Genomic DNA, 14,388 nt, shown 5'->3' with positions numbered 1-14,388 from the left:
AATCCGAGCCGCGCCCACACCGCTACGATCAGCCGATCGCTGCCTTGCCGGCGATAACGATATCCTCCCATGTCGTATACCACTGCGGCCCCTCCCACAGATCGTAGCCGCCGCGCAGCACCCCGGCCAACAAGCCGAGCGCCAACTCCCGCTCCCACCGCTCGCCGTCCGCCGGCAGCCGACCGAGCCGCGCGCGTTCCGCCCGGTAGATCTCGACACAGCCAGCAACACCCAGATCACGGGTGGGCCAGCCCGCGACGACGAATGCGCCCAGGTCGAGCGCGCCGGGGCCGCGAGCCAGCAACCACCAGTCGTGGAAGACGACCGCGTTAACGCGAAACGACACCATCGCTGGGGTCGACAACCCCTGGATGATGGTTGGCTGGCAATCACGAAGGGCATCCACCAGCGGGGCAGGATTATCGAAGAAGCGCGCGATGATATCCCAGGCACTCGGCATGTCTCTGGCGAACGCGCTCCATCCGTCTTTCATCGATAGCGAGACGTCCGAAGCGGGGTTACTCATCGTGAGCCACTGGCCCATCGGCAACAGCTTCAGCCCGCTGGTCAATCGTGCCGGGAACCCGGCAAACGCCGAGTGCATCCGCGCCAACGCGACGAGGACAGCGCGAACCATGTCCACGTCGAGCGCGTCGTCAGAGGCGCGCGGGATGTCCAGCAAGAGCGCCAGCTGATCCCCGGCAGCGGTCGTGATGACGTCGCGCAGGCCCGCTTCGATTCCGGCCGGGAGCGCACGAAGCAGACCACTCTGGACGACGCGCAGCTCGCGACGACGCCACTCCATCGCGTCCGGTGGCACGACCTCTGCCACGTATCGCGTTTCCTTGCCCTGATCATCGCGAACGACCAGGCGGAGGTTGCCCCACTCGTCCCGCGTCGCCTCGATCGACGCCTCTGGGTGATGTGCCGCGATTGCGGCGGCCAGTTCCGGCTCGATGATCATGTCAGGCTCATCCACCGTTCCATCGAGGATGTCGAGCGAATCAGCTACCTCGCTCCGTTCATCAGCAGGTCAGCTATGCCGAAGGCGCTTGCCTCACCCTGTGCCGGCTGGCATTATGCGCCGCGTCGCCCGATAACATCGGGACACAGGAAACGGGAGGGGATATCGATGCACGGGATCGAGTTCTTTGGGATGCCGGGTGAGGATGAAGCGCGACCGTTCTCGCGCGCGACGAAGGCCGGCGGACTGGTGTTCGTCTCCGGCCATTCCGGCGGGATCCGCGGCACCGCAACCGAGGAGGCGCGGGCAGCGCTCGGAATCATAAAGTCGCTGCTGGAGGAGGCCGGTTCGTCGATGGACCACGTCGTCCAGGTGACGCTTCTCATCACGAACTCGGCCGAGTACGACGAGATCAACCGCGAATACAAGCTCCATTTCCCGAACGGGCTGCCGGCCCGCCATACTGCCAGGTTCGGGGTGCCGACGACAGCGAAGTGTGGCTTCGCCTGTATCGCGCTCGCCGCGGACTCGCAATAATCGGCTCGCTATCCGACGACGCCGATCAACGACGGCGGCGAGGAGCGGGCGAGTGAGGATCGGCCAGCGGCGCGAATCCACGCTCGCGTAGAGCTCGGGTAGCAGCGCCGTACAGTCGTTCGCCTGCGTCCGGCTCGTCAAAGACCAGCGCGATCCGACCGTCGCTCAATAGCTCGGGCTCGAGTCCGGCGTCCTTCAACGCAGCGACGATCGGCTCGCTCTCCTCGCCCTCCTCGGGAACGAGGAGGACGGCGCGCCGCAGCCAGACCCGCCGATATCCCCGATCCCATTCCGCCAGGGTGTAGGCGACGTTTTGCGGCAGCGCCACGCCGCTCTGGCGCTCGAGATAGGTCGTCACCTGTGAGAGTGACAAGCCGCCGGCCAGCGCCCTGGTAAACGCTTCGGCAGTGAGCGCCCATGTCGAGATACGATCGAGTGATTGCAGCTCCGCAATCGCCGAGAGCGACCAGACACGGCGGGGGGTTGGGCGATACAGCAACACCTGGAATCCACCCCCAACCGCGATCGCAGCCTGACCGAGTGATGGCAATCCTGGCTCGACTCGCCGGCCGGCGACCCACCGGCCGAACGGCGTTACCCGCAACACGGCCCGCCGGCCGTGCAACGTCGCCGAGCGTTCGATCAGGCCCAGCCAGACGCAGGCAGTCTCCAGCGTCGTGCCGGTGAGGAGTGAGAGAATCTGCTCCCGGCGGTCCTGGACCTGTTCTGGCGTATCGATCCGCGCGCGACGCGGCGCAGAGCCAACCGAGACAACCGTCGCCTGGCGCAGCAGGTCGGGCCGCGCCTTGAGCAGCCGCTCGATGAAGCGCCCCTGGTCGTACCACTGGTCCTCGTCCAGATCTCCGAGCGCATCGATGAGCTGCTGGCGAAACAGCGGCCAGGACGCGCCATAGAGCGTCGCATCCACCCGCTCGCGACCCTCGATCCACTCCTCAACACCGGCCCAGGCCGCAACAAGCCGCTTCCCGGCGGCGGCGAAGCCGTGCTCGCGCCAGTCCGCGGCGGCCTCGCCGGGGACCGCGCGTCCATCGTCGTCGCGGAGGATGCCGGCCAGCGCCGCAACACGGACGACGAACGACAGATAGCCGGTTGGCACATCTCGTGTTTCCCGATCCGCCCACCAGAGCCTGCGGGAGAGCCGTCGAACCAACGCGGGATCGGCTTCGGCGAGGACACGCCAGCGCGGGCCGCTCAGTTGGACCTCGCGCAGGATCGTCAATACATCCCAGCCGGCCGCATACGGGAAGAGCCACTCCGGCTCGACGACATCAGCCGTCTCCAGCAGGATCAAATCGGGTGGCGGCTCGACCTCGACCGGCGGGGGATTGAGGATCTCGGCCGGCACGGCTGCCAGCCGGGTTCCCTTCTCGTCGTACCCATGCCAGAGCAGTAGCGGAGAGGCCAGCTCGCGAAGAATCCGACGGCGCGCCTGCAGTGGAACATCGGCCGGCGAGAGCAGCTCGTCGAGCGCCAGGCTACCACCGGCCGTGCCGAGCCTCGCCCAGATATTGCGCGCGGGAGGAGAGAGTGTTGCGATCATGCGGCTGACACGGTCGGGATGTGAGAGCTGCGCTTGAACCAGCCCGACCAGCTCGCCGCGCGCGTGCATCGCCGGGATCACGCGCGCTCCCCAGGCAATCGCCGCCTCCTCCAGCTCTGGATATGGCACGGCGGCCATCAGCTCGGCGAGCGGCGCGTCCCACTGGACGATGGCCGATTGTTCCGCCTCGACGCGCTCGATCATCAGCCCCATCTCGCGTGGCAAGAAGACGGGAGCATCCGGATCAGCCGTTCCCTCTGAAGAGATGATGCCCAGGTCGAAGAGATGCCGGAGCTCGGGGCGAGCATCAGCCAACGGGACTTCGGCCTCGGCGGCCAGAACAGCAGGCGGGCAGGCCGCGCCATCGTGATCATCGAGCGCGCGAATAAGCCGCTTGCCAGTCGGAGAAACACGCTCCCACACATCGCGGGTAGCCCAGACATCGGTCATCGTCCGATAGAGGAACGACACGTCGGAGTGTCGGTCGTGACCTGTAAGCTCCACCGACCACGACGCGGCGATCCGGTCGAGCTCGGCCGAAGACCGTTGCAGCAGGCGGCCCAGCAGGTTTCGCATCGCCCGCCCCTCCTCCACGCGTCCGACTTCGTCGCACTATTCGTGCACGGGATTATAGGCAAGAGTCCGGTGCGTGCGCCGGGACGCCGGCGCGATGCGCCCTGTTATGATGCGCGCATGGTTGCAGCCGACTCTGACGCGTCCACTATCGACAGCACTGGTCCGCGCAACCATGCGCTGCCCGATGCCGCCCTCTACCTGCCCGTTCAGCGCCACGCCACCACCCTCTGGGGGAGCCAGCCAGACATCACGGTCGTTGCGCCGGGCCGAATCGAGATCGTCGGGAATCATGTCGACTACAACGGCGGCGAGGTCATCACTGCGGCCATCGATCGCTGGGTGGCTGTCGTTGCCCAGCGTCGCGCCAACGGGCTGCTCCAGGCAACCGCGCTAGACATGGCCAGTGAAACACGCGCCGAACCACTCGACCTTGTCACCAACTTCGACCGTCGCGCGATGCCGATCGCTCCGGGCTGGTTCGACTTTCCGCGGGCAGCGATCGCAGCAACCGCCGCCGCGGGCATAAGTCTGCCCGGCGTTGCGTTCTCGTATCGTGGGACGATCTCACCCGGCGTCGGGCTGGCCTCGTCGGCGGCGTTGCTCGTCGCGCTGGTCACGGCGATCGCGAGGCTGGCCGAGGTCACGCTGACCCGCTTCGAGGTCGCCACGATCGCGCAACAGGCGGAACATCGGCTCGGGGCGCCAGTCGGAATGCTCGATCAGATCGCGTCTGTCACTGGAGGGCTGTTGCGCTTCTCGAATCGGAGTGAGAGAGTTCGCGGGCTCCCGTCACATCTGGGAGACACGGTGTTTGCCGTGATCGACTCCGGCGTTCGTCATGCGCTATCAGCGTCGCGCTACCCGGCTCGTGTCGCGGAGTGCCACGAGGCGCTCGACATCCTGCAACGCGCCGGGTGCGGGATCGGCAACCTTGCCAGCCTGCCGGCCACCGAGCTCGAGCCGGCCCTTGCGCTCTTACCCGCGCCGCTCGATCGGCGAGTCCGGCACATCGTCGGGGAGGTCGAGCGCGTCAGGCTTGCCGAGACGGCGATCGAGGCCGGCGATAGCGTTGCGCTCGGCCGGCTGATGGACGCCTCCGGCCATTCGTCGGCGACGCTGTATGAGATCAGCCACCCGGCGGTCGAAACGATCGTCGAGACGGCGCGGGCCGTGCCGGGCGTCTATGGCGCGAGGATGATGGGCGGCGGGGATGGTGGCGCGACGCTCGTGCTGGTCGAACGTAACGCGATGCCAGCGCTCCAGCGCGCGATGGGCGATCGCGCGCCGATCGTCTGCCGGATAGCGCAGGGATCAACGATTATTGGCTGACTCCCGACGATCACGGAAGTCAGGTTATGTACGCTGAAGGGATTGCCAGTGTCAGATCAGGCGGCACACGAAGAGTCTGCTCCCCGTCGAGTCATGGTCGCGATGGCGCACCCGGACGACGCCGAGTTCGGCTGCGCCGGCAGCATCGCGAAGTGGGTCAGCGAGGGACAGGAAGTGATCCTCGTCCTCGGAACGAGCGGCGACAAGGGCAGCGATGATCTCGAGATGACCAGCGAGATGCTGGTCGCCACGCGCGAGGCCGAGCAGCGCGCCGCCTGCGCCGTTCTCGGCATCTCCGAAGTCGTCTTCCTGCGCATGCGCGACGCGGAGCTGGTGCCGGATCTCGACATGCGCCGCACGCTGACGCGCGTCATCCGCCAGCACAAGCCGGACGCGATCATCTGCCAGGACCCGACCGCCCGTTGGGAGGGCTCGGGCTACGTCCAGCACCCAGACCACATCGCGATGGGTGAGGCGACGCTGGCAGCACTCTTCCCCTCGGCGCGCGACCGGCTTACCTTCCCGGAGCTGCTGGCCGAGGGACTGGCGCCGCACAAGGTTACCGAGGTCTACATCAACGCGTCCCGGGAGAAGTGCGACCACTTCGTAAACTTCGACGGCGAGCATCTGGAGACGAAAATCGCCGCGTTGACCGAGCATCGTAGCCAGATGGGAGACTGGGACTTCCGGCCGGCGCTGACCCGCTGGGCCCGCGACGGGGCCGCCGATGCGCGAGCGAAGCCATACCCGGGCGCCGAGGAGTTCGAGTTCGCCGAAGGGTTCAAGTACCTCAAGCTCGACTAGACCCGACAGACCGCCAGCAGGTCGATCGCGCCATCGACATCGCCGCCGCGGATCGGGAAGTCGGCGGTCGTGATCTCGGCGACGAGATCACGGTTGCCGCGGTTGAGCAGCCGCCGGACAACCCGCGTCAGTCCGACGTGGATCGGTTCGAGCACCCGCGTGGGAATACGCTTGTGCAGCCCGAGCGGGTCGAGTCGGGTGATCATGCGGACCACACCGTCGTTCTTGGCCCGGTATGCCCCGACGGCATCGCTGCCGAAGACGCCGAGCAGCTCGACGTCGTCGAACACTTGTCGCAGCAGCACGCCCAGCGCGGCCGGGCTAAAGTCCTGGACGTGGTGCGGGTTCGGCCGCGCGCCGGCCACCAGCAGGTTCGGCGTCGTCAGCGCTAGCGCCCCGCCGGGCGCCAGCGTCCGGCGCACCTCGCGGAGAAACGCAAGCGGATCGGGCAGATGCTCGAGGACCTGGAAGCAGCAGACGAGATCGACCGCGCCGTCGGCAATCGGCAGCGCGGCGACATCGCCGGCGACGAACGCGAGCCGATCGGTTGCCCCGTACTTGCCGGCCGCCCAGGCGACAGCCTCGGGGTCGCGGTCCAGACCGACGACCAGCGTGGCCGGCCCGGCCAGCAACGCCGCGCCATACCCCTCGCCGCACCCGGCATCGACGACCCGCTTCCCGTCAGCCAGTCCCGCGGCGTGTTCGTAGGCTGCCAGGCTCTGGAGATAGGTGACGCGCAGCTCGGGCAGTTCGGGGATCACCCGCTCGCCGGTGAATCGCATGCCCATGGTGGCCCTGCCTCCCGTCATGTCGCGCTTGACCGCGACCGCCTCGAGGTGCGGCCGCAGCGGGGCCGGCAGCCAGCCGAGCGGCAGCCGCGCGGCCAGCGGGCGCAGCCCTTTCGGCCCGGGCAGCTTGGCGATCTGCGCGCCAGTCAGTCGAGGCTGCGCCAGGATGCGAACGGCAAAGCCGTGCCGGCCAAACGTCGCCCGCAGCTCTCCCGGTGACAGCATGCTGGGGTGCCAGAAGTAGGCATCGTGCAGCCCGCGCAAGCGATAGTACACATCGGCGGTCAGGCGGTTCGGCGTCTTCAGGTAGTATCGGCCGCCCGGCGCGAGCACCCGTGCCACTTCGGCGACGTGCGCCTCGACATCCGGCAGATGCTCGATGACGTCGCTGGAGACGGCCACGTCGAAGGTCGCGTCGGCGAACGGCAGCCGCTCAGCATCCGCGCCGACCAGCAGGGCATCCGGCGCGTTGACCCGCAGCGCGGCCAGCGACGTGGCCGTGAGATCGCTCAGCGTCAGGCGCTTGAAGCCGCGCTCGGCCAACCTTGTGGCCAGGAATCCGCCGCCCGCGCCCAGCTCCAGAATGCGCGAGTCTCGCGGCAGCGTCGTCAGGTCGGCCAGCAGCGCTGTCGGCTCGTTGTACGCGCCGTAGGTGTTCGAACGGGTCGGGTATTCGCGATCGAGCGCCTCGTAGAACGCCTTGCGCACCTCCGGCGGGATCTCCCGGCCACGGTAGCGGTCAGAACAGGCGCGGCACAGAAACGTCCGGCCCTCGAACGTCTGACCACACAGCAGGCAACGACGACGCGAGCGATCGACGACCACGCCTAGCTTCCCTCCCGCACGAGCCGAGACCCTGCCAGGGCAGCGGCGCCCACCAGCCCCGCGACGGCGACCACGAGGAGCGCCGCGAACCCGACATCCGCTCGCGCCCCGGCCCGCAGCGCCGACGCACCGGAACGAGCGATTCCGCCGAGGTCGACATTGCGCGCGTAACGCGTCTGGACACCCAGACTACCCGGCTCCGCCAGACCGTCGGCCGGCCAGCCGCCGTACGGCACCCGACCCGGCGTCGTCCCGACTAGCAGTTCCGGCGCATCCGGGCGGGCGGGGAGCGAATGTGACGGGACTTCTGCCGGCACGAGCGAGACTGCGACCGTCGTTCCCGACCTGACGGCCGGCGTATTGCGCCACGCGACCCAGTCGCCGGACCGCGGCAGCGCATCCACCTGCGCATCGGCCAGCAGCGGCTGTTCGGCGTAAACCGGCCGGAAGACGAGATCATCCGCCGTGCCGTCGCGCGCGCCGTCGGGGTATGTGTCGGTGTCGGACACGCGCAGCGTGACGCCAGACGGAACATCGAATCGGTACACAAACGCCCGGCCGGCCGCGTCCTCGACCGGGTCGAAGCGGATCGTCAGGTGGCTGTTGTCGTGGAGCTCCACAATCGGCACGCTGGCTTCGCGCAGCACGACTCCGTCAGCGTCCAATAGCGCGACGTTCAGCGGACCGGCCGGCCGCGACGCGGGTGGCGTTACGCTAGCCAGCGAATCGAGCGGCACGAATCCCTCACGTCCATCGTCCAGCCGTACCCGCGCCCAGCCCTCGGCGCTGCCGAGCGCCTCGGCCGTCGCGCCGGCCGGCAGCGTGACGAGCAGATTGCCTTCCACCGGCAGCGCCAGCATATCGACCGGTCGATCTCCAACGAGCGCAAGCCCCGGCGCGAGGTCGCCGCCGAACGTCGCGACGCGCACGGTCACGCCTGCCAGCCGGTCGTAGGGGGAGACGAACGACTGTGTCGTCGTCAGTCCGCCACCGGGCAACCAGGAATCGGCGGGATCCCAAGCGTGGAAGTCGCGTTCGGGAAAGCGCGGGTCGCGGTCCGGGTCGTAGCGGAGCTGGAGACGCGCGCCGGTCTCCCAGGCCTGACCCGGCTCGACGTCGAGCCGCAGAGCGACGCGCAACTCGTCCAGCTCGCCGGAGCGCGCATCGGCCGGCAGCGCCGCCTGTCGCTGCTGTAGCTCGACCGGCGTCGTCTTCGGATTATCGGCAATCGCGGCCGCGATGCCCGTTCCGGCAAGGAACGGCTGGGTCAGCGTGGTCTTCAACGGCTGCCACGTCAACCCGGCGTAGTCGTGCGTGATCGGGCTGGAGTAGCCAGTCACCCGCGCCGTGCAGCCAGTAGTCAGCAGCAGCACCGGCAACAACACGACGGCCAGCGCGGCCTTGCCAGTGGGAGACGTCGGGGTGATGGCAGCGATCTTCGGTCCCCGTGGTTCGAGGGGCTTTCTCCCGAGGTCGCGAAGCAGACGCCAGGCCATCCAGAGCGAGATGGCTGTTAGCAACGAGCGGAACAGTCCGAAGAAGATGCGCGGCTCGATCTGGGCAGAGATCGCCTCGACCGGGTCGGGCAGGCTGGCAACGCGGCTGCCCAGCACCGGCTCGAGCAGGTTCCAGGTCGTCCACGCCCCCCACTGCGCCGAGTAGACCAGCACGCAGACGACCTGTATCGCGTGATAAACGACCATCCGTGGCTGCCAGGCGATCGTCAGCGCCAGGAACGGGACCAGCCAGATGGCGTAGTGCGGATGGAAGAACGTCAGGCCAAACACCAGCAGGAAGGCGACCGCCGACAGGCGCGGGTATTCGTCCGGGGTAACGCCACGCTCGATTATCCAGAGCAGCAGGACCGTGTAGGCAACCGGGAAGAGGAAGATCCAGTCATCGAACCGCAAGTAGAATCCGGCGTCAAACCAATATTGCAGGTGCTCATAACTGTTGATGACGGTCAGGAACGTGCTCTTGCCGGATGTCGCCAGCCCGGCGATCTCGACGAGCGCGGCCATCCCGAAGAGAATCGCGAGAAAGAGCGCCAATTGCCGGCGTGAACGTCGAAACGCCAGCAGGAAGAACGGCACGACGACGATCGGGAAAAACCGCATCAACGTCGCTGCGCCCAGCAGCCCCAGCCCCGCCAGCCGTCGGGTGTCCGTCCCTGGACGCACGACAAGCAGTGAGAGCAGCACCAGCAGGATGGCGATGCTGTCGTGGCGACCGTAGATCGCCGAGGAAAAAATCACGAGCGGGTTCAGCAGCCAGAATGCCGCCACCGCCACCCGGCGGGGCGGGTCGATGAGCCGCGTCAGCACCCAGGCGCAGGCGAGGTCGGCCACGACATAGGGCAGCTTCATCAGAAAGATGAGCCGGTACAGATGCTCGTAGGCGAGGAAGCGCTCGTAGTCGGCCCGCGTCGCGCCGACGCCGAGCGTCGAAGCGCTCGACGACCAGATGCCGGCGCTGTCCGGCAGGAGTGGGCGGATGAGGAGCAGCCAGACGTTGTGCAGCTCCTGGATGAGGAATTGGCTGGTGAAGCCAAACCACTTGTTATGGTAAGCAGCCTCGGCGGCGCGGGAGTAGATCTGGTAGGCGTCGAAATGGAGGGTGAACGGCATCACCGCCAGCCGGATTGCCGCGCCGATCAGGAACAGAGCTAGCAGCCTCCGCGAGGTCGGATCTGCGAACCGTGCTCGCGCGCTCATCGCAGCGCTCCGATCCGGCGCGCAAGCCGCACGACGACGAGCGCCAGCGGCAGCGCGACGACGAGCAGGACGCGATGGATGATCGCCAACCCGAGCAGTCCACCACTGCTGATCCCGACCGGGACGGAGAGCGCAACGATCGCCGCCTCGCGCACCCCGATCCCCCCCGGCAGCGGCACAATCTGGCCCAGCAGCAGCGGGATCGTTGCGAGCGAAATGACCGTCGTCGGCGTTGCCGGCAGCCCGAGAGCCCAGAGCAGCGCCGCGACCACGCCCGCCTGCAGCAGCCAGAGCGCGGCGGTGCACCAGGCGACGGCCGGCCGGTCGATCCGCGAACCCAGCGTTCGAAACGCCTCAACGATCCGCACAACTCCGCGTCGGATGCGCGCACGCCCGACCGCGGCAATCACCGCGACGACGACGGCGACGACCACGACCAGCGCGATACGCGCCACCCGGCCACGACCGGACAGCGCCTCCTTGATCGGACCCGTTCCGATCAACAACACCGCCACGATCGAGCCAGTCAGCAGCACCAGGAAATCCAGCCCCTGCTCGAACGCCATCGTCACGATCGTCTTACCGTAGGGCGCGTTGGCGGCGCGATTGGCGAGGAGCGCCTTGGCCGGCGCGCCGAGAAAGCCCGGGCCGGCGTAATTGACCAGCGACGAGGAAACGGTGACATCTGCTGCCAGACCCGTCGGCACATCGACCTCCAGCGCCAGCATCAGCAAGCGCCAGCGCACGGCGTGGACGAGCGGCAGCGCCACACCGCCGGCCACAACGAGAACGAGCGGCAACCATCGCGCCGCGCGAACCTGCGCCCACGCGCCAGACGCCTGGCCCGAGAGCCACAGCGCGACGACCGCGCCCAGCAGCCCGATCCAGAACATCGCCGGCACGATCAGCCGCGATCGCGCCACGCGCGCCCCCTGTCCCGAGCCAGCGCGACGACCGGCGCGAGCGCCCGCGCCACCGCCTCCTGCGACCCTCGTTGCTCGTACGCCAACCGGCCCCCGGCGGCGATCTCGCGGCGGAGCAACGTGTCGCAGAGCCGTTCGATCGCCTGCGCCAACGCCTCCGCATCATCTGGCGGCACAAGCAAGGCGTTCTCGCCGTCGTGCAGATACGTCTCGATGGCGGGACAGTGGCGCGTGACGGTCGCGACGCCGCAGGCAGTGGACTGGTAGACCTTGTTCGGGATCACCCGCGCCGCCTTCGCTCCGCCATCAAACACCCCCAGCACGACGTCCGCGGCTCGCAACCGTGCGCCAAGCCGGTCAAAGGGTATCCAATCCGTCCACGCGATCGACTGTGCGCCAAGCTCGTTCGCCAGCGTCCGCGCCGCCTGATAGGTCTGGCCCGTGCCGACCAGCTCGAAGCGGGCCGGGACGCTACGCCGCTCCAGCAACGCCGCTGCGCGAACGACCGTCTCGATCCCGTGGAGCGGGATGAACTTGCCGACGAACAGCACGTCGAGCGGGTCGTCCGTCGTCCGCCCGGCCTCGGTGCTGCAACCCGGACGATCTGTCGCGCGCTCGGAGGGGAAGAACACGCCCTCGTCGGACCCGACCGGCACGACGACGATCTTCTCCGGCAGAACGCCGAACCGCTCAGACATGTAGCGTGCGTTCTCGGTGGTGTCGGCCAGCACCAGGTCGGCGATGCCAAGCGCCAGCCGGTCGAGCAGCGCGATGGCGCGGGCCGGCACTGAGTCGGGCGCGAACTGGCCGCGGTCCTCAACGACCGTGTCGGTGAGTGTCACCAATGGGTTGAAGATCACCGGCCGGCCCAACAGTCGGGCAAGTGGGGCGAGGACGAGCGCGTCGAGCTGTCCGACATACCCCAACATCAGGGCATCGCAACGCAGCAGACGCAGCGCAACGTCCGGGATGAGCCGCAGGTACGCGAGCGCCAGTCTCACGGCCAGGCCGCCCAGCGTGGCTAGCCCGACGCTGCTCTTATCGCGCCTGCGCTCGAAGACTGGCGCGTGCGCTTCCTCCACCTGTGCGCCGGCATCGCGCAGGGCGTCGATGACGATCCGGTTACGCGGATAGTCCCGCTCGTAGGTCCCGGCATAGCAGACACGCGGTGTGCTTCTCACGACAGGGCATTGTAGTGGTTCCGCGCTGCTTGCCGCAGGGAATCGGCCAGATCCGGTGACGCGCTGCACTACAATCACTGTCACCGGTCAGCCTGGATGGCTGACGGCAAAGCCAGCGCAACCGGCTCCGCGCCGGCAACGCACTCGAACGAAATGGACGGCCAGCCCCGATGACGGAACGCTCAGCGCTCGTCGGCGTCGACACCGGCGGAACGTTCACCGACTTCGTTGTCATCGACGGGGATGATATCCGCGTCCACAAGGTGCTCTCGACTCCCGATAGCCCCGACCGGGCAATCGTCCAGGGGTTGCGCGAGCTCGGCGTGCTGGACCGGATGCACGCGCTTGTCCACGGCTCAACCGTCGCGACGAACGCGGTGCTCGAGCGCAAGGGGGTGCGGGCCGGGCTGATCACAACTTCTGGATTCCGCGACGTGCTCGAGATCGGCCGCCAGACCCGTCCGAAGCTGTATGACCTGCGTGTGACGCGCGAGGAGCCGCTCGTTCCCCGCGACCGTCGGGTCGAGGTCATCGAGCGACTCGACGAGCGGGGTGGTGTCATGACGCCGCTCGACGCCGAGTCGGTGACGCGGGCCGTCCAGGCCATGGTCGATAGTGGAGTCAGGTCGGTCGCAGTCTGCCTGCTGTTCTCGTTCGCCAACCCGGCCCACGAGGAGGCGGTGGCCGCTGCCGCCCGCGCGGCCGGCCTGCACGTCTCGGCATCCTTCGAAGTGCTGCCAGAGTTCCGGGAGTACGAGCGCACCAGCACGGTCGTGCTCAACGCCTACGTCGGCCCGCTGATGGACCGCTACCTCGCCCGGCTTGAGGAAGCGCTGCCGGATGGGTTGCCGCTACGGATCATGCAATCGAACGGCGGCTCGATATCGGCGGCGACCGCGCGACGAGAGGCGGCGCGGACGTTGCTCTCCGGCCCGGCCGCCGGGGTCGTCGGCGCGGCGTTCGTCGGCGGGGCATCCGGTTTCAGCCAGACGATCACCTTCGACATGGGCGGCACCTCGACGGATGTCGCGCTGATCGACGGAGCCGTTGGCGAGACGACCGACGGTCAGATCGGCGGCCACCCGACCCGACTCCCGACGATCGATATCCACACCGTCGGCGCGGGGGGAGGCAGCATCGCCTGGTTCGACCTCGGCGGCGCGCTTCGCGTCGGCCCCCGCTCGGCCGGCGCCGACCCCGGCCCGGCCGCCTATGGGCGCGGAGGGGTCGAGCCAACCGTCACCGACGCCAACGTCGTCCTGGGCCGGCTGATCCCCGACAATTTCCTCGGCGGCACGATGACGCTCGATGTCGACGCGGCCCGCGCTGCCGTCGAAACAATCGCTGACCGGCTCGGGGGCAGCGTCGAAGAAGCAGCGCTCGGCATCATCCGCATTGCCAACGCGAACATGGAGGCTGCGATCCGCGTGATCTCGGTCGAACGCGGGCACGACCCACGGCGGTTCAGCCTGGTCGCCTTCGGCGGGGCAGGCCCGCTGCATGCCTGCGAGCTGGCGGCCGCGCTGCGCATCCCGCGGGTGCTGGCGCCGGCGACGCCGGGGGTCCTCTCAGCGCTCGGCATGCTCGCCGCGGACGTGCTGAAGGATTACGTCCGCACCGTCATGGTCGACGCAGCCGATGCCATCAGCATCATCGAGCCGGCCTTCGCCGAGCTCGCGGCAACCGGAGAGAGCGACCTTGCCGCGGAAGGGATCGCGCCCGACTTGATCCGGATCGAGCGCCTGCTCGACCTACGGTATGTCGGGCAGTCGTACGAGCTGGTTATCCCCTACACCGGTAACTTCGACGCAGCGATCAAGGACTTCCACGCCGCCCACGAGCGTCGCTTCGGCTACAGCGACCCGGCAGAGCGCGTCCAGGTGGTCAACGTCAGGGTCAAGGCGCGCGGCGTTGCAACACCGCCGCGAATCGCGCGCCAGCCTGTGCTCGATCCACGTCCGGCGACTTCCGCGCTCACGCTCCCGGCCGTCTTCGGCGTCAACGGCGCGGCGATACGTCATGACACCCCGATCTACGATCGCGCCACTCTCGAGCCTGGCCACTACATCGACGGGCCAGCGATTGTCACCCAGTACGACACGACCCTCGTCGTCCCGCCCGGCTGGCGCGCGACGAACGACGAAGTCGGCAATCTGATTATTCAGGGATGAGGCAAAGGGGATGAG

Annotated in this window: 10 protein-coding genes; 4 read left to right on the top strand and 6 right to left on the bottom strand. The window is 68.1% G+C overall.

What is annotated here, in order from left to right:
- Positions 1 to 28: 28 nt before the first annotated feature.
- A complete protein-coding gene (locus V9F06_04025; GenBank protein ID MEI2616799.1) occupies positions 29 to 964 on the bottom strand; it encodes a hypothetical protein in 936 nt (311 codons plus the stop codon).
- Positions 965 to 1,132: 168 nt separating this feature from the next.
- Between V9F06_04025 and V9F06_04020 the strand changes: the two genes are divergently transcribed.
- Positions 1,133 to 1,501, top strand: a complete 369-nt coding sequence (locus V9F06_04020) for a RidA family protein (GenBank protein ID MEI2616798.1) — start codon at positions 1,133 to 1,135, stop codon at positions 1,499 to 1,501.
- Positions 1,502 to 1,526: 25 nt separating this feature from the next.
- Here V9F06_04020 and V9F06_04015 read toward each other — a convergent pair whose 3' ends face one another.
- On the bottom strand, positions 1,527 to 3,638 hold the full coding sequence (locus tag V9F06_04015) for a helicase-associated domain-containing protein (GenBank protein MEI2616797.1): 2,112 nt from the start codon (positions 3,636 to 3,638) through the stop codon (positions 1,527 to 1,529).
- A 117-nt stretch (positions 3,639 to 3,755) separates the two neighbouring features.
- Between V9F06_04015 and V9F06_04010 the strand changes: the two genes are divergently transcribed.
- Both V9F06_04010 and V9F06_04005 read left to right on the top strand, forming a co-directional pair.
- Complete coding sequence (locus tag V9F06_04010; protein MEI2616796.1) at positions 3,756 to 4,967, top strand: galactokinase family protein; 1,212 nt, start codon at positions 3,756 to 3,758, stop codon at positions 4,965 to 4,967.
- Positions 4,968 to 5,015: 48 nt separating this feature from the next.
- Positions 5,016 to 5,771: a PIG-L deacetylase family protein gene (locus V9F06_04005; GenBank protein ID MEI2616795.1), complete on the top strand. Its 756-nt coding sequence runs from the start codon at positions 5,016 to 5,018 to the stop codon at positions 5,769 to 5,771.
- Here the strand turns inward: V9F06_04005 and V9F06_04000 are convergent.
- From V9F06_04000 to V9F06_03985, 4 genes are read right to left on the bottom strand one after another with little or no spacing between them, the layout of a single operon-like run.
- Positions 5,768 to 7,384: a methyltransferase domain-containing protein gene (locus V9F06_04000; GenBank protein MEI2616794.1), complete on the bottom strand. Its 1,617-nt coding sequence runs from the start codon at positions 7,382 to 7,384 to the stop codon at positions 5,768 to 5,770. The two genes, V9F06_04005 and V9F06_04000, sit on opposite strands and share 4 nt — an antisense overlap.
- Positions 7,385 to 7,386: 2 nt before the next feature.
- Entirely contained in the window at positions 7,387 to 10,098 is a 2,712-nt protein-coding gene (locus tag V9F06_03995) for a glycosyltransferase 87 family protein (protein ID MEI2616793.1), read from the bottom strand.
- Positions 10,095 to 11,021, bottom strand: a complete 927-nt coding sequence (locus tag V9F06_03990) for a lysylphosphatidylglycerol synthase transmembrane domain-containing protein (protein ID MEI2616792.1) — start codon at positions 11,019 to 11,021, stop codon at positions 10,095 to 10,097. The genes V9F06_03995 and V9F06_03990 overlap by 4 nt, the downstream gene beginning before the upstream one ends.
- Positions 11,003 to 12,202 carry a glycosyltransferase gene (locus tag V9F06_03985; protein ID MEI2616791.1) on the bottom strand — a complete coding sequence of 400 codons (1,200 nt, stop codon included), beginning with the start codon at positions 12,200 to 12,202 and terminating at the stop codon, positions 11,003 to 11,005. Before V9F06_03985 ends, V9F06_03990 begins: the two co-directional genes overlap by 19 nt.
- Positions 12,203 to 12,372: 170 nt before the next feature.
- Between V9F06_03985 and V9F06_03980 the strand changes: the two genes are divergently transcribed.
- Positions 12,373 to 14,373 (top strand): hydantoinase/oxoprolinase family protein, encoded by a 2,001-nt coding sequence (locus V9F06_03980; protein ID MEI2616790.1) that lies wholly within the window; start codon positions 12,373 to 12,375, stop codon positions 14,371 to 14,373.
- Positions 14,374 to 14,388 lie beyond the last annotated feature (15 nt).

The organism is Thermomicrobiales bacterium, from assembly GCA_037045155.1.
Taxonomy (GTDB): Bacteria; Chloroflexota; Chloroflexia; order Thermomicrobiales; family CFX8; genus JAMLIA01.
This window is presented reverse-complemented; position numbering and strand designations above follow the sequence as displayed.